Genomic DNA, 15,485 nt, shown 5'->3' with positions numbered 1-15,485 from the left:
CTGGGTTTATTACGGTGTAATTGTTTTTTTTCCAGTGGAAACAAAGGGGTCTTGTGGTCTTACGAATTCCAGGGATCGTATGAATCCACCTTCAGGGATACACCCGAAAAAAAAGGACTTAAAGTTTTCCAATGAACTCTTCGATCCTTGCAACAGCAGTCAGCAAATCGTCCCTCGAAACAGCATAGCTGCATCTCAGGTGCCCCTCGCCAGACGGGCCGAAGACGCTTCCCGGAACAACAGCCACATGATGCTCTTTCAAGAGCCTCTCGGCGAAGACCTCATCCGAAAGACCCGTATCCTTCACCGACGGGAAGGCATAGAACGCACCTTTCGGCATATGACAGGGCAGGCCGGCACGGTTGACGGAGTTTACAAAGAGGTTCCTTCTCACATGGTACTCGTTTACCATCGCCTTACATGAATCCCAGCTGTTTTTCAGGGCCTCGATTGCCGCGTACTGGGCACCCGTAGGTGCGGAGAGCATGACGTACTGGTGAATCTTAAGTGCCGCACTGCAGATCTCCTCCGGTGCACACAGGTAACCGACCCTCCAGCCTGTCATCGAGAAAGCCTTTGAGAACCCGTTGATGGTAATGGTCCTCTCACGGAGGCCTTCCACCGAAGCGGCGGAGGCGGGCTCTCCTTCATAGGTCAGTTCGTTATATATCTCGTCCGATATCAGGAGAAGATCATGGTCGACGATGATATCCGATATTGCCTTATAGTCATCCCTGCTCATCACACCCCCGGAGGGGTTGTTCGGGAAATTGCAGAGAAGAACCTTCGACTTCGGGGTTATCTTCTCCATCAGGGCATCCGGTGTCAGCCTGAAACCGTCCTTCTCAAGGCAGGGAACATGGACGGGAATTCCCCCGGAGAGCATTACGCCGGAAGTGTATGCTATATATGCCGGCTCAGCCACGAGGACTTCGTCACCTGGATTTACCACAGATCTTATCGCTATGTCGAGCGCCTCGGAGGCCCCGGTGGTTATCATTATCTCGTTCTTCGGGGAGTAGTCCGTACCGAAGCGGTCAAAAAGATACCGCGATATTAGGCTCCGGAGTTCGGGCAGGCCGCTGTTCGACGTATATGCGGTCTGTCCCTGCTCGATCGAGCGGATCGCAGCCTCCCGTACATTCCACGGAGTGTCATAGTCAGGCTCCCCGACGCCGAGGGAGATTATATCCTCCATCTCCTGGGCTATATCGAAAAATTTCCTGATACCCGAAGGCGGGATCGCCTTGACTCTGTCCGAACGAAAATCCCTCATCAGCATGCACTCCTAAAATGTATAAGGGAGCCTCTCACGGCCTTTTTTTTCGAATATCTCGAAACCGTTCTCCTTGTAAGTCTTCATGATGAGGATCGTTGCGGTCTCTTTTATATGCTCCATCGGGGCGATCTGTTCGGATACGAACCTCGTCACCTCGTGGATATCCTTTCCGACGACGAGCATCGAGAAGTCGTATGCCCCGCTAATCAGCCTCAGGGACCTTACCTGGGGGTGGTGTGCGATCCTCTCCGCTATCTTGTCGTACCCGAAGTCTCTCTCCGGGGTCACCTTCAGTTCAAGGATTGCGGCAACATAGCCGTCCCCTGCCTTTTCCCAGTCTATATTTGCGGAATAACTCCTGATTATTCCTTCCTCTTCCATTCTCTGAACGCGTTTCCTGACTCCTTCCTCGTCAAGATCGAGCATGTCGGCGAGGACGGAGCCGGCTGTACGGCAGTCCTCTTCAAGGAGCTTTAAAAGCATTCGATCTTTTTCATCCATTGGATTCACCGGTACCCGGGGCATCGGGCACAATTAATGCCGCCGGTTAACTGATATAGGAATGTCTTGGTTTCATTTATCTTAAGAGTGCCCTGTACCGGCTGAGATCCATCTTAGCAAGATCCTCCTCGGTGAACCTGTCGTCCTTGAAGATCGTCTCCTTTATGCCGGCGGTTCCGGTGGAAAACCACATCTCTTTGGTCCTTCCGTACCGGCCCCTCGAGACTACGCGGGAGTTGATGACGCCGAGCATGGTAAGCTCCGAGATCAGGTCCGCTATTCTCCTGTGGGTAAGAACGTCGAGATCGATTACGTGTGCGACGTCCCTGTACACCTGAGCGACTTCCCCGGTCGTAAAAAGCTGTTTGTTGAGGTCCACAAGGAGGAGCATCGAATACAGGACGGCCTTGCTCTGAGTCGGAAGGGACGAGATGCATACAATCATGCTGTCTGTCTCGATCTTCTGCTGGGCCATCTTTACATTCGTCTCCGAGACCTTCTGCGAGTTCTCGCGTTCGGCGAGCTCACCCGAGATCCTGAGGAGATCCAGAGCCCTTCTCGCATCCCCGTGCTCCTGTGCCGCAAGAGCGGCGCAAAGCGGAATGACTCCGTCATCCAGGACATTCTCCATGAAAGCCACATCTGCCCTCTGCTGAAGGATATCGCACAGCTGCGGTGCGTTATAAGGCGGAAAGACAAGTTCTTCTTCGGAAAGCGATGAAAGAACACGCGGATCAAGAAAGTTAGTGAACCTCAGGTCATTGGATATGCCGATCATGCTGATCTTCGCGTTCTTAAGTTCCGAATTGAACCTGGTGAGGTTATAGAGGGTCTCGTCTCCGCTCTTTTTTACCAGTTTATCGATCTCGTCGAGGACGATAACATTGACTCCGCCCATCGCTTCGACAAGATTTCGGAGTTCGGTATACACCTGGTCGGTCGGCCACCCGGTCATCGGGATGCTTGTCCTCGGTTTGTCGCTGGGCTTGTTATCGATATTTTCAAGCTCATTGGCAATCTGGGCGAGAACCCTGTACTGTGTGTCGATAAGTTCGCAGTTCAGGTGAATGACGTTGCATGCCTTTCCCATCTCCCTGCATGCGCTTTCGAGCTCGGAACCGACATATTTCACGGAAGCTGTCTTCCCGGTTCCCGTTTTTCCGTAAATAAGAATGTTGGAGGGGGTTTCGTTTCTTATTGCCGGTGCAAGTATGGATGCGATTGAGTCGATCTGATCTTTCCTGTGCGGCAATGTATGAGGCCTGTGTGAGTGCCTCAATACTTCCCTGTTCTTAAAAATTCCCTTATTATTTAGATATTTATCAAAAAGACCGCCGGCAAGACGCCGGACCGGTTTATCTGAAGAAACCTGAGCCGATTCATTTTCCATCTATTGACAAACCCTCCCCTCAAGAGTAACATGATTATTTACAGTTATTTATGCAGGCCCCGTCCTGTGCCCAAAACAAAATGAAGCCTGTTTTGAATTTATTCAGTTATCAGTTGGTGCAGTGTAAACAGCTGCTCTTCCACTCGATCACTGTGACGAATATACAATTGACTTCTACTGTTTAATAATCCCTTTGCTTACGGGATACGAACTGAATGATTCTGAAGTTTTATTGTAAACAACTGAAATATTATTTACCAGATACCCGGACCCCTTTGTTTCCATTGGAAAATTTTTGTACATGATGAGCGGCATTTGAGAAATATGGATTTTTGGCGATTTTCCCTTTTGAAAAAATCTTCCCTCAAATTAATAAAAATCAGAAATTCCACATCTTCGGCAGGTTCAGGGAAATTTTGGAAGTCAGTCTCTTTTTTATTTTTATTAAGTATTATATATTTTATTATTAAAAAATACAAATAGCTTCTTTTTTATATTATTACTTACTTAGATCATGATGGCTTTTTTTCAAACTTCATTAAAACGTGGAATTTTTCAAACTTGCAAATTTTCTACACTATGCACAATCATACAATCTCCAGTGGAAATAAAGGGGTGGGGGTCTAAGACATTTCAACATGTTCCTCAGAAAACAAAATATCAATATATAGGGAAAGAAAAGCGAAAAAAAGGAATATCCTAATTGTTTTAGAAAAGGTTGCCATAGGAACTCTCTTCCCGATTCACCGGGAATTCATCGGCCCGGATAATTAATTTGTAAAGGAAAAATATCTTCAATTGCCAAAAAAATGGGGTTAAAACTGCAATTTAGCTATCTGTTCACATCAAGAAGAGCACATCTTTCAATGACAATCTCTTCTATCCTTTCTCCTCCACAGACCTCAAGTTCCCTGGGTGTTATGGAAAAAATTTCGGCAAGCCTGGAGATCTTATCACCGGACCTTTCTTCTGCAATATTCCTGCAGTCTTCTTCTCCGAGGAGATGAATCTCTTTTCCTGTGCATCCTTCAAGAGAAGAGATCCCGGATACCACCCTCCTGAAAACCTGATCGAAAGACTCTTTTTTTTTCTCCCTGTCTTCTCCTGAGATCGAATCATTTTTCCTGCATATCACGATCACGGATTCGTTCATTCCTTTATGAATCCCGAATCCCGAGGCAAAGCCTGTCTGCCTTGTCCCGAACGCGTACAGGAGGACTTCCATCTCGAAAGAATTCGATATCGGCGTTTTGTATTCAAAGAAGGACCTTTCAGCAAGTGAAACTGCCGCCCTTATATGATCGCACCCTGCGATTGAGTTCCTGTCGAAAAAAATAATATAAGCCGATGAAGACCCGGCAATTTTCCTGATCTCTGCAAGAAAAGATCTTTCATCGGCGATCTCAAAATTTCCCCGGCAAATCCTGTAGTCAATGCTCATTCGGGTCCGCCTCCAAAGCTGAAAAGAGACGGCCGGCTCGGATCGTCTCTTCCGTTCACCGGAACCTCGTCTTCTTTGTCAGATATGTATTCATTTTCCGGACGGGTTCTCCTCTTTGCATCTGCACTCCCTTCACCTGCAGCCTGCTTCATGATCTGCTGTGCGATCTTTTTGCCTACAATGGCGGCGACACGATCGAATCCAGCCTTTTCAAGATCTTCCGGTGCCAGGATATTGTTGTTGAAGAGCCTTCTCGCACGTACACGCCCGATGCCTTTCAGTCTTATAAGCGGCAGGAGTTCTCTCTTTACTCCGTGCTGAACCCGTATCGCGGTTTCCCGGACCGGATCACCGAACTCGGGGATCATCATCGAAGACAGCCTGGACGATGCATGGAGAAGCCAGTTCATGCCCTCGATCGTATTGTATATATCCCCGGGTCCGATCCCGTACCTGCTGCATATCAGGTCCTCGCCAGCTTCGGATATCCAGTCGTTTACAAGCATCGCCGTCTTTAAGGCCCTGAAACCCTCCTCCATCGAATCGAAGGAGATCTCTCTCCAGAGTTCGGCCTCGTTTTCGAAGTAGAATCTCTCGAGAACGTCCATGTCGCTCTTTTTAATATAGAGGGTATACATATCCGGCGTCGTGCAGAGCACCTGCAGGAAGCCGAGTTCGCTGAACTCCTTCGGTGCGGCCCCGGTCTCTCTTCCGCTCCTCTCCCTCAGCGCACCGGTGATGATCTCCGCGGTCTGCGGGGTTATGTAAAGGCGTGATACGAGATTCCCATAGTCCGTTGACGAGAGATACTCGCCGGTCCTTGTAATCATCCCGGCCTCTTCGAGGAATGCGACCGCCTCACCGACTATCCGGCCGATATACGCGGTGCTTTTATTCATGTGGACGTAGAAGGTCTCGTTTAAGAATTCTGGCAGCTCTTCTTCGGTCTTCACGAAGCCCGTCGATATCAGGGAGAGGATCTGCCCTGTCAGGACCCTTTCGTCGTCGAGTCTCGACGTCACGTCCTCGGCCGGTGCGCTGATGAACTCTTCATACAGGCCGTTTGCAGACTCTGGGCCCTTTGCGATAAGGACCGCCTCCCCGTACGGATCGAGATGCGGCCTTCCGGCACGTCCGGCCATCTGCCTGTACTCCCTTACGGGTATGGGTGCCATTCCTTCTCCGCCTTTAAACCTCAGGTAGTCCCTGATGACGACACGCCTTGCCGGAAGGTTGAGGCCGGCGGCAAGCGTGGGGGTCGATGAGATAACCCTGATCGAACCCTGCCTGAAACCTCTCTCTACAATCTCCCTCTGGTCTCTCTTCATCCCGGCATGATGGAATGCCGCACCTTTTTTGACGCAGGCAGCAAGAATCCTGCCCATGTCGGTCTCGGCGGCTTTTTCAAGCTCCACTGAAAGTTTTTCGAGTTCGGGCTCGTCAAGTTTCAGGGCGGACGCCATCCTCTTTGCACACCCTTCCGCATTTCTCCTGGAGTTGACGAATACCAGGCACTGGCCCCCGTCATTGACGCAGTCTATGCAGAGGTTCTCGTCGTCGTTCTTCTTTGGTGTCTCTATCGTCTTTATCTCTTCGCCGAAGTAGAGGGTATCCCTGCAGAAGACCCCCTCTTTAAGTTCGACGGGCCTCCAGTCGGAGGTGACGAGATCGGCGTCTAGCCATGATGCGAGAGCCCTCGGATTTCCAATCGTCGCCGTGAGGCCGATAATCTGGAGATCTTTATTCCTGTGCCTGAGTTTGGTTATCACCATCTCGAGGGTGGCCCCGCGATCCTCGGAGTCGATCAGGTGGGCCTCGTCTACGACAAGGCAGGTTATGGAGCCCAACCACGCGGCGTTGTTCCTGAGGAGGGAGTCGACCTTCTCCGAGGTGGCTATGATAATATCGTTTCTGCCGAGGTATTCGTCCTTTTTGTCGTAGTCGCCCGTTGCAATGCCTGTCCTCGGCCCCTTTCCCGAAAATTCCTCGAATTTTTCGGATGCCAAAGCCTTCAGCGGAACGACGTAGAGGCACTTCCCGCGATTTGCGACATGGCGGTGCATCGCCATCTCTGCAACAAGCGTCTTTCCGCTCGCCGTCGGTATGGATATCAGGAGATTCTTCCCCTCCAAAAGCCCTTTTTCGACACAGTCCGCCTGGGGAGGGTACAGCTCGGAGATGCCTCTCTTCAGGCAGGAGGAGACAAGTTTTTCAGGGAGGCCCAGCTCTTCCAGTTTCATTGGGCCGCCCCTCCGACGGACCCCTTCTCTTCCAGTGGAAAAGTGTCTTTCAGGTTTATTATATCAAATTTACAAAGGGAAAAGGGAATTTTTTCCACTGGAAATAGTGCCATGATTTTGATTCCGCATATCAGTAATAATAATCGAAGATGTTTGCTTTTGCTTCCTTCTTTTTCTTATCGAGGTAGGTAAAGACACTTTCATGTGGCATACCGTCTATCAGCATCTCGATTGCATGCCTTGCCGTCTTCACCTGTTCGATTCCGCCTATGATCGCAACTGTCTTGCCGAGCACCGATATTTCTGCACCGGTCATATCCTCGATCTGTTCGCGGGCCTTTCCTGCCTTTCCTATGATTCTCCCTCTGACCCTCTCCATCTGCTTCGGGTTTTTGCAGGCGGCCGTAAGGTCGATGATGTCCAGCATCATATCCTCGTCCTCAAGGAGGCAGAAAGATCTTTTCGGCGAAAAACCCCTGTTGATTGCCGTTATTATATCCGCGGCCTTGAGGACCAGCGGGGCGTCCTCCCCCTCTATCGTGACAAGGCCATCCTCGCTGTCGACAGATATTTCAGTCTGTGTCTCTTTCTCGATCTTCCGTTTTGTAGCCCCGCCTTTTCCGATTATTACGGCGATTCTCGCCTGGGTGACTTTTATCTCCTGTGTTGCCATATTCAGATTACCGCTGTTTTGCTGCTCTATAATTGTCTTTCATTCGTCATATAATATAAGATGGCGGAGAGAGATCACATTTTCCCGGGTACTATAATGCACTGTTCAGGAGTCATCTGAAAACTGTTATATACTTCTAACATGTTATATAGATCTAACAAAGTGTTGCTAATTTCTAACAATACACTGAAGACTGAAAGGCGAAGCAAATGGAAGATCGAAAGAGAAAAATTGTCCTTACAAACATTTTCGGGATTGTGGCGGTAATAATCGCACTTGTTGTGATATACCTGAGTACAGGCGGGCTGTCGGCGGATGCGGTCGTATGGGGCGGGATGATAGTGCTGCTTCTTATAGCTGTTACCGCTGTAAAAACAGGGAAAAAGAAGGAGTACAACTATGCAGGTGCTGTTGTCGGCGGGATAATGATCGTCGCCGGATTTGTTTTAAGTGCATTTTCGTACTCCGTCACTGGTGAACCAACCGGGTCCGGCCTTATCACCGGTGGAATAATACTGTTCATAATCTGCTTTGCATCTTTGAGGAAATCTGCGGATTCGGACATAAGGGACGAACGTTCGCTGAAAATCGGAACATGGGCGATATCGTATTCATGGTATCTGACATTTCTTGCGGTCATCGTGATGTTCTGGCTTTCATATCTTGATATCGTAAAGATCGATGCCAGTGCGGCTCTCGGGATCCTGATAATGCTCATGCCCCTCAGCACTGTTGTATTCCAGTGGTACTTCTCGGGGAAGGGTGACGTATATTGAGCCGGAGACCGGGGGAATAACGGATGGAGACAAGAATCCGGGAGTTCCGGGCGAAGAAAGATATGACCCAGGCGCAGCTTGCAGAGGCTGTCGGCGTAAGGAGAGAGACGATTGTCTTTCTTGAGAAGGGCAAGTACAATCCCTCCCTCAAACTTGCCCATGACGTTGCAAAGACACTGGATACGACGATCGAGGAGCTTTTCGTTTTTGACGATTAGCAGATTCGAAACAGATGCAAAAACATATGGAAAGCGGTTTTTTCAGCGATAACAGCTGATGCAGGCGAAATACCTGAAGCATTACCTCATTAAAACAATTTAAATATTACAGGCTTAAGGAACTATAAAATCAAGAACAGGATACCGGAAGCATTCAGGTATCTGTTAAGTCTGATAAACGGAATAATAAAATAAGGCGACCTCCCGGGCGGCCCCGGGAAGAAGCATACAAGGTAATGTTCATGCCCCCGATAATTCCAGACATTTTGTTCAATGCCGGATTCTGCCTTATTTCAGCATTCATTACCTGCGGTATCGGATTTTTTGTTTATGCCCTGAAACCCTCGTCTAATGTGCACCGTCTCTTTCTGGCAGTGATGGTACTGGCGACTTACTGGGCTACGGGCGAGTTTTTCATATGGCAGGCGTCAAGTCTTGAAGGAGTTGAATTCTGGCTTAGATTCAGTTCTTTCTGGCCTTTAACCATAGCAATAGGTTCGCATTTCATCCTGGAATTTACCGGAGAATTGCAGGGTATCAATAAGAAGCGAAATACAATAATTATAGTATGCATCTATCTCACCGCTCTTTTGATCTCTGTCATCGGCCTTTTTACAGGCTGCCTTTATACCGCAGCATTCAGCCCTGAAATTGGTTATTACTATCTTCCTGTGCATGAAAATCCCTTCTGCCTGGTGGGAATATCATATACTGCTTTCATAATGCTGTGGGCTTTTCTTGTAGGATTTATCTCATGGAGGTATACTGAACCGGGGATAAAACACACGCAGAACAGTCTTTTGTTTGCAGGCATTATCATCACCATATTTTTTGGAATGCTCTCGGGAATCGTGCTGCCGATATTTCGGATCTATATTCCGAATCTCGTCTTTATCGGCTTTGTCTTCCTTTCAATCCTGATAGTATACGCGATGAGGCATTACGGGCTGTTCGTGCTGAGCCCCGAGACGGCGGTTCCTGAAATTATGAAGACAATGCCTGACGGCCTGATCCTTGTCGATTCAGGAGGTAATATCGTTGCTGCCAATGAATCTGCGGAAAATATATTCCCTTCGCTGAAAAGCTCTCCTGCAGGCATATCTGCGGAATCGCTGGTTTCTCCCGGGAATTACGGAGCAATAAAGGATCTGATTACAAAGAAGGGCGAAATATCCGATTTTGAAATCGGCCTCCCCGGTAAAACGACAAGATACATAAGTGTTTCAGGATCGGTTGTCCGGGACAGGGACGGGAATCCTTCAGGAGCCGTGCTTATTGTCAGGGATATAACTGAGCGGAAGGCATCGGAAAATGCTCTCCGGGTTGCAAACGACAAATTGTCTCTGCTCTCGCAGCTTACCCGGCATGATATCAGCAACCTCATTACTGCACTGTCCGGTTATCTCTTCCTTCTTGATGATAAACTGAAAGATCCGGAGGAGAAGCTGTATCTCGGAAAATCGATCGAGATCACTGACCGTGTCATGAAACAGATCGAATTTTCACGGAGTTATCATGATATCGGATTGGAAAAGCCGATGTGGAAGGATCTCGGGGAGCAGATCTCCGGTGCCGCAGAGAGTCTGGTCCGGGGTGATGTTCAAATCCGGCTGAAGATCGATCCGGTCCTTATCTATGCAGATCCACTTGTTGAAAAGGTTTTTTACAGCCTGATCGAGAACGCCATAAGACATGGGAAAAAGATAACAGAGATTGTCATCTCTACCGAAGAGCAGGAAGACGGGAGCCTGATATTAAGAATAAAAGACGACGGCATCGGGATTTCTGACGAAGAAAAAGAGAAGATATTCTCGTATGGCTACGGCAGGAACACAGGGTTCGGCCTTGCCTTCTCCCGGGAACTCCTGTCGGTTACGGGAATCGAAATATCTGAAAACGGTGTTTTTGGTGAAGGAGCCTCTTTTGAGATACATATACCGAAAGGAGTCTGGAAACGCCGCCCCGGTTCAGCGGATCAGGGTTGAAAGGGATTCGGGTGCGATGAATATCGCCCCGGTCTTAAAACCCGTTATTACCGGCCCCGGGTTGCTTTCTCTTCTATTCGTCCTGTATTTATGAATGATTAAAATACCTGAACGACATTTAAAGATTTATTATGTCTGAATCTCCTGCCCGGCAGAAGATGTCGCCGAAAGAGCTCCTTATCGTCCTCGTTATTTCGCTGGGATCATTTATGTCGGGTCTTGATGCAACGATAGTGAATATCGCCCTCCCGACTATCTCCAAGGCCTTCGATGTGTCGACCGTGACCGTGTCGTGGGTCTTAAACGCATACCTGATCGTACTTGTCAGCCTGCTGCTTGCCGCCTCCAGGCTCGGGGACATCAGGGGATACAGGAAGATCTTTATCGGCGGTTTCGTAATATTCACCTGCGGATCGGCTCTTTGCGGCCTTGCGCCTGCGATCGATATCCTTATTTTCTCAAGAATGCTCCAGGCGATCGGCGGTGCGGTCATCGCTGCACTCGGGTCGGTCATGGTCACTTCGTATCTCGCTTCTTCTCTCCGCGGGCAGGCACTGGGTCTGGTCGCCATGTTCACGATGCTCGGGGCTGCTCTCGGCCCTGTTGTCGGCGGATTCCTGACTACAGTCCTCTCGTGGCAGTACATATTCTACGTAAACGTGCCTGTCGGAATAATTGCGATACTCCTGGGTCTGCATGTCCTCCCACGTCTCGACCCTGCTTCACCCGGTGCACGGCTCGATGCTCCCGGAGCCGCCCTGGTCTTCATAGCACTCGGGACACTGGTATTCGGCCTGACCGCTCTACAGGGGGCAACGGCTACAGCGGCAACAGGGGCTCTCGTAGTTTCCATCATCTTCTGGGCATTGTTCTATATCAGGGAGCGCCGTGCACCGGAGCCCCTGATCGATTTCAGGCTCTTTTCCAGTCGGGCATTCTCAATCCAGAACATAGACATAATGATCGTCCAGCTCTGTATGGCCGGTGTAATGCTGCTGATGCCTTTCTATCTCGAACTTGTCAAGGGAATACCGACCGACAATGCCGGAATGATCCTTCTTGCACTCCCGATCGGGATGATCCTTACTTCTCCGATTGCAGGAAGAATCTCGGATGTCATCGGGACGAAGAAGCCCATTATTCTCGGAATCGCTGTCGCGGCAGTTGCCCTGCTTCTGATATCGACACTGGGCGCCAATTCGAACGTCGGCCACGCAGAGATCTACCTCTTCCTCCTCGGGGCAGGAACGGGTTTTGCCTATGCTCCCCTCAACAGTGCGGTAATGGGAATATCCCCGCCCGAGTCACGCGGTTCGACATCGGGACTGATCAAGATGATGACGAACCTCGGGTCTTCGCTCGGTGTCGCCCTTGTCATGCTTGTCGTAACCGCCGCCGTCGGGCCGAAGATGGCGGAGGTGTCCGCACATACGCTTCCGCTGCAGGATATGGCCGGGGCCTTTGATGTGGCATTCTTCTTCCTTATGGTCGTGGAGATTCTCGGTCTTGTGCTTATGTTTGCAGTGAAGGATATCCGGACAGACTACAGCACCGACGGGGAGCCGGTTGCAGGATTCTGATAATTTTCCTTTTTAGTCCTGCATTTTTTTCGCCGGATTGATAAGTTCGAAATACCCGGTTATGTTTTATTAGGGGATCACTCCGGTATAATGAAGTAACTTAAGACAAAGCCGGAGAAAGTTGATCTTTACCAAAAAAAGGGTTTTATTTAGTACCTAAAGTTCAGACGCTGCCTCTTCGATTGTGACTGTCCATTCCCCGTCGCAGACCACATTGAAGAGATAGTTGTTGTCGTTTGAGACTCCGACAATTACCGAGCCGTCATATGTACCCTCGTGGTAAGCGAGCGGGTACTCGATCTCATCTTCCATGAGCGGGTTTCCGAAGAAGTCGATCAGGTGAACAGCGACATACGTGTTGTTTCCGGTTGTAATCGAGACATTGTACGTTCCTGCGTTGATCTGGAAGAACGGAGTTGCCTGGTTGCCTGCTCCTGTAAATGTCTGGGGCACGATTCCGTTTATCGCCTGCGGGAAGGATACCTCGATCTCCCATGAGCAGTCTGAAGGAGCAGTTACATTGAATTCAGTAGTTGCATTGTCGTCGATCATGAACTCCTGGCTCCAGACGTACATGCCGCCCTCCATTGCCATGCCAGTTACGGATTCGTTGAAGCCGAAGGGCAGTGAGATGAAGTCTTTTTCAGTTGAAATCTCTATGTGGCCTGATTCGGGAGTGCTCTGCCTGAATACGAGAAGGTGGACTCCTGCGTCAAGGTCCGTGCTGACCTGTCCGCTGCCTGTTCCGGAGAGTTCACTTGCTTCTTCAGGTGTTGCTTCTGCGGTTGCAGTTTCGGTCGGGACGACCGTCTGCTCCGTTGTCTGAACCACTGTTTCCTGTGCACCTTCATCGGATGTTCCGGTGCATCCTGCCGAAAGCACGAATGCTGCCGCCAGAATCACCAAAAAAGCACTGAATACCAAAATTCCAGAATTTTGTTTCATGTTTAATAATCCTGCTTTACATTATTATTTTTTTTGATCGGGCTTGGAAATTTTTTTCAAAAAGGTTTAAATTTTCTCCCCGGCCTCAAAGACATCCCACGAATAAACCGGGAAGGAGTCCAGGTACCCTTCAAGGTAGCCGAACTGCGAGTGTTCTTCGAGGTAGGTATCCGCATCGAAGGCAATTCCCGAAGGTGCACCCCACCGGGCGATAAACGACATATTCATCGCCATGCTGCTGTTGGCCGTTTTTCCGTCGTAGGAGCCTGAAGGCTTGTAGGGTTCGCGGTTGTATGCCGGGATGGGGTCGAGTTCATAGTGGCCCTCGATCGTTCTTGATGACGGTATTTCTTCCTCCTGCCAGAAGTCGTAATGATCCGAGAGTATCGTCTTTGCATTCTCAGTATTGATCTCCCCTGCATACTCCTCCATCAGCTCCGGAAAGCGGACCATTCTCGAACCTACGCTGCCCCTGATCTCTGACGGGTCGAGCCCGGAGCATTCGAAATTTCTGATCCTTGAGTCTTCGACAAAATTCGCCCCTACAAAGTACCCGTCCGTCGTCTTCGAGACGTTGAAGAATTTGAGGCCCTGTTCGAATCTCATTATCTCGCCGGTCTTCGCGTCGCCGACCAGCCAGCTGTTTGCAAACCCGCCGCTCCTGTTCGTGTTCATAATCGTTACGAACGAATCGAGATCGTCCGCGTACTGGGCGGCCTTCCTGAGCCTCATGAAAGAGGGTGTTTTATTTGTCTCGTATTTGTTGAAGCCGCTGATCGTAGTCTCCGTTATCATCAGTCCGGCGCCGGTTACGAGGAAATCAGTGGAACTGTCTATGAGCCCGGGTGCGGTCTGCATCAGGATGGAGTTTCCGGTATCAGGGTTTAAGTCGGAGATTACATGGAAGAATCTCGCACGCTCATACGGGGTCCATGTGGTATGTGCGATTACGATGTCCCCGTCTTCGGTGGCCGACCCGGTTGCGATGAATGCACTGCACCCGTCCATCTCGTCCTCCATCCCGGCATAAACGCCCGATTTAACAATCGGCCACCAGTATCCGACCGTCTCCTTGTAGGAGTTCCAGCCGAGTATGTCCTGGAACGTAACGTTCGTGCCCGCTGCGTTCGCCCCGTCAGCTATCCCCTGCATCTCCAGGATATACTCCTCATCGATAGTGGGGAGATACATCTCAACTGCACTTTCTGCGAAGAAGTCGAACTCCATTCCCGTATTATAATATGTCAGGTAACGGAGACTGCTCATGATCTCTTCGATCTCGGGCGCCATGAGGTAGCCGTGCTGGAAACCTCTTTCGTACGGAGACCCTTCGGTATGAAGATAAGTCCAGCCGTCCTGCTCGAACCTGTATCCGAGCCCGTCGGGCGATATTTGGATATCCCCCGCTTCACCCGCGGCAACGGTAGCCACCTGAAATGCCAGAAGAATAATAATAACAATTGCAGATGATCCTGCAATGTGAATTCCGGATCTGCCTGATAATCCGCTCATAAACACCAGAAAATGAAATTATCATCCGCAAATAAATAGATATCCCCTTGATCTCAACAAAAGACGGAAATTTGATTTCAGAAGATAAATTTTATTATTTCCAAAAAAGGTCCTGTTATTTTTTATAGGCCCGAACCTTAACCGACAGAACTGTCTTTTCTATCTCTGCGAGCCGTTCTTTTGTAATACCTTCATCTTTGAGAATATCCTGTACGACAGGATCGCTCGTGAACTGATCAAGAGGAAAGACAGCTTCGGATACGATCTCAATATCCCTGAAACCCGCTTTTTCAATGCACCCTAGGTACTCATCTTTCAGGAGGGCCCCTGCAATGCACCCGGTATATCCGGTCCCGGATTCCCTGATGAAATCAGGAAGCCTCTCTGTGACGACGATATCGGATACGTTGATTCTTCCCCCGGGAGAAAGTACCCTGAACGCCTCGTTGAATACCGCCTGTTTGTCTGGCGACAGGTTGATTACGCAGTTGGATATTATCACGTCGACAGAGCAGTCTTCGAGCGGGAGATCTTCGATCTCGCCCTGCCTGAACTCTAAATTCGTATATCCGCCCTTCTCAGCGTTTTCTCGGGCACGCTTCAGCATGTCCGGTGTCATATCGACCCCGATAACACGGCCGCCCTTCCCGACCCTGTTTGCGGCAAGGAAGCAGTCGAATCCCGGCCCGGAGCCGAGGTCGAGGATCGTCTCACCCTCTTTCAGGGATGCGATCGCGACCGGGTTTCCGCACCCGAGGCCGAGATTAGCACCATCCGGGACTTCGGAGATTTCGTCTCCCGAGTAGCCTGCTTTCATGCTCAACTCTTCGGCCGACTGCGTCGCCCCGCAGCAGCACGGGCTGCACCCGCAGCTGTTCTTCTCCTGCCGGGCAACTTTTCCATAGTTCTCGCGAACCAGGTTTTTTATTTCTTTTTCGGTCATAT

General features: G+C 49.8%; 13 protein-coding genes. 4 read left to right on the top strand and 9 right to left on the bottom strand.

The features are described from left to right. Positions 1-118: 118 nt before the first annotated feature. The 6 genes from METPAY_RS04985 to METPAY_RS04955 all read right to left on the bottom strand — a co-directional run bounded on the left by METPAY_RS04985 (position 119) and on the right by METPAY_RS04955 (position 7,524). Positions 119-1,276, bottom strand: coding sequence for an aminotransferase class I/II-fold pyridoxal phosphate-dependent enzyme (locus METPAY_RS04985; RefSeq protein WP_048150012.1), 1,158 nt, complete (start codon positions 1,274-1,276; stop codon positions 119-121). A 12-nt stretch (positions 1,277-1,288) separates the two neighbouring features. Next, positions 1,289-1,780 carry an Lrp/AsnC family transcriptional regulator gene (locus METPAY_RS04980; protein WP_048130405.1) on the bottom strand — a complete coding sequence of 164 codons (492 nt, stop codon included), beginning with the start codon at positions 1,778-1,780 and terminating at the stop codon, positions 1,289-1,291. A 76-nt stretch (positions 1,781-1,856) separates the two neighbouring features. Continuing rightward, a complete protein-coding gene (locus METPAY_RS04975; RefSeq protein WP_048149692.1) occupies positions 1,857-3,170 on the bottom strand; it encodes an ORC1-type DNA replication protein in 1,314 nt (437 codons plus the stop codon). An 832-nt stretch (positions 3,171-4,002) separates the two neighbouring features. Continuing rightward, complete coding sequence (gene cgi121, locus METPAY_RS04965) at positions 4,003-4,611, bottom strand: KEOPS complex subunit Cgi121 (RefSeq protein ID WP_048149688.1); 609 nt, start codon at positions 4,609-4,611, stop codon at positions 4,003-4,005. After that, positions 4,608-6,851: an ATP-dependent DNA helicase gene (locus tag METPAY_RS04960; RefSeq protein WP_048149685.1), complete on the bottom strand. Its 2,244-nt coding sequence runs from the start codon at positions 6,849-6,851 to the stop codon at positions 4,608-4,610. The genes cgi121 and METPAY_RS04960 overlap by 4 nt, the downstream gene beginning before the upstream one ends. Positions 6,852-6,981: 130 nt before the next feature. After that, positions 6,982-7,524 (bottom strand): KH domain-containing protein, encoded by a 543-nt coding sequence (locus tag METPAY_RS04955; RefSeq protein WP_048149683.1) that lies wholly within the window; start codon positions 7,522-7,524, stop codon positions 6,982-6,984. 209 nt (positions 7,525-7,733) lie between these two features. On the opposite strand from METPAY_RS04955, the gene METPAY_RS14125 reads away from it, so the two are divergent. From METPAY_RS14125 to METPAY_RS04935, 4 genes are all read left to right on the top strand, one after another. Next, positions 7,734-8,300, top strand: coding sequence for a hypothetical protein (locus tag METPAY_RS14125; RefSeq protein ID WP_052418675.1), 567 nt, complete (start codon positions 7,734-7,736; stop codon positions 8,298-8,300). 23 nt (positions 8,301-8,323) lie between these two features. Next, a complete protein-coding gene (locus METPAY_RS04945) occupies positions 8,324-8,518 on the top strand; it encodes a helix-turn-helix transcriptional regulator (protein ID WP_048149682.1) in 195 nt (64 codons plus the stop codon). A gap of 242 nt (positions 8,519-8,760) precedes the next feature. After that, entirely contained in the window at positions 8,761-10,503 is a 1,743-nt protein-coding gene (locus METPAY_RS04940; RefSeq protein WP_048150006.1) for an ATP-binding protein, read from the top strand. A 131-nt stretch (positions 10,504-10,634) separates the two neighbouring features. Further along, the gene (locus METPAY_RS04935; RefSeq protein WP_048149679.1) at positions 10,635-12,083 is read left to right on the top strand and encodes a DHA2 family efflux MFS transporter permease subunit; all 1,449 of its coding nucleotides are present in this window, start codon (positions 10,635-10,637) and stop codon (positions 12,081-12,083) included. Between the two features lie 156 nt (positions 12,084-12,239). Here the strand turns inward: METPAY_RS04935 and METPAY_RS04930 are convergent, their stop codons facing one another. The 3 genes from METPAY_RS04930 to METPAY_RS04920 form a co-directional block, all read right to left on the bottom strand. Then, a complete protein-coding gene (locus tag METPAY_RS04930) occupies positions 12,240-13,028 on the bottom strand; it encodes a hypothetical protein (protein ID WP_157199000.1) in 789 nt (262 codons plus the stop codon). A gap of 66 nt (positions 13,029-13,094) precedes the next feature. Continuing rightward, positions 13,095-14,540, bottom strand: coding sequence for a C45 family autoproteolytic acyltransferase/hydolase (locus METPAY_RS04925; protein ID WP_052418674.1), 1,446 nt, complete (start codon positions 14,538-14,540; stop codon positions 13,095-13,097). 115 nt (positions 14,541-14,655) lie between these two features. Further along, a complete protein-coding gene (locus tag METPAY_RS04920; protein WP_048149674.1) occupies positions 14,656-15,483 on the bottom strand; it encodes an arsenite methyltransferase in 828 nt (275 codons plus the stop codon). Between the last annotated feature and the right edge of the window lie 2 nt (positions 15,484-15,485).

This window comes from Methanolacinia paynteri (assembly GCF_000784355.1).
In the GTDB taxonomy this organism is placed as follows: domain Archaea; phylum Halobacteriota; class Methanomicrobia; order Methanomicrobiales; family Methanomicrobiaceae; genus Methanolacinia; species Methanolacinia paynteri.
This window is presented reverse-complemented; position numbering and strand designations above follow the sequence as displayed.

Coding starts and splice junctions, on each gene's coding strand:
- METPAY_RS04975 (WP_048149692.1), bottom strand. CDS start 3,170: ATGGAAAATGAATCGGCTCAGGTTTCTTCAGATAAACCGGTCCGGCGT.
- METPAY_RS04955 (WP_048149683.1), bottom strand. CDS start 7,524: ATGGCAACACAGGAGATAAAAGTCACCCAGGCGAGAATCGCCGTAATA.
- METPAY_RS04925 (WP_052418674.1), bottom strand. CDS start 14,540: ATGAGCGGATTATCAGGCAGATCCGGAATTCACATTGCAGGATCATCT.
- METPAY_RS04945 (WP_048149682.1), top strand. CDS start 8,324: ATGGAGACAAGAATCCGGGAGTTCCGGGCGAAGAAAGATATGACCCAG.
- METPAY_RS04930 (WP_157199000.1), bottom strand. CDS start 13,028: ATGAAACAAAATTCTGGAATTTTGGTATTCAGTGCTTTTTTGGTGATT.
- cgi121 (WP_048149688.1), bottom strand. CDS start 4,611: ATGAGCATTGACTACAGGATTTGCCGGGGAAATTTTGAGATCGCCGAT.
- METPAY_RS04920 (WP_048149674.1), bottom strand. CDS start 15,483: ATGACCGAAAAAGAAATAAAAAACCTGGTTCGCGAGAACTATGGAAAA.
- METPAY_RS04980 (WP_048130405.1), bottom strand. CDS start 1,780: ATGGATGAAAAAGATCGAATGCTTTTAAAGCTCCTTGAAGAGGACTGC.
- METPAY_RS04960 (WP_048149685.1), bottom strand. CDS start 6,851: ATGAAACTGGAAGAGCTGGGCCTCCCTGAAAAACTTGTCTCCTCCTGC.
- METPAY_RS04985 (WP_048150012.1), bottom strand. CDS start 1,276: ATGAGGGATTTTCGTTCGGACAGAGTCAAGGCGATCCCGCCTTCGGGT.
- METPAY_RS04935 (WP_048149679.1), top strand. CDS start 10,635: ATGTCTGAATCTCCTGCCCGGCAGAAGATGTCGCCGAAAGAGCTCCTT.
- METPAY_RS04940 (WP_048150006.1), top strand. CDS start 8,761: ATGCCCCCGATAATTCCAGACATTTTGTTCAATGCCGGATTCTGCCTT.
- METPAY_RS14125 (WP_052418675.1), top strand. CDS start 7,734: ATGGAAGATCGAAAGAGAAAAATTGTCCTTACAAACATTTTCGGGATT.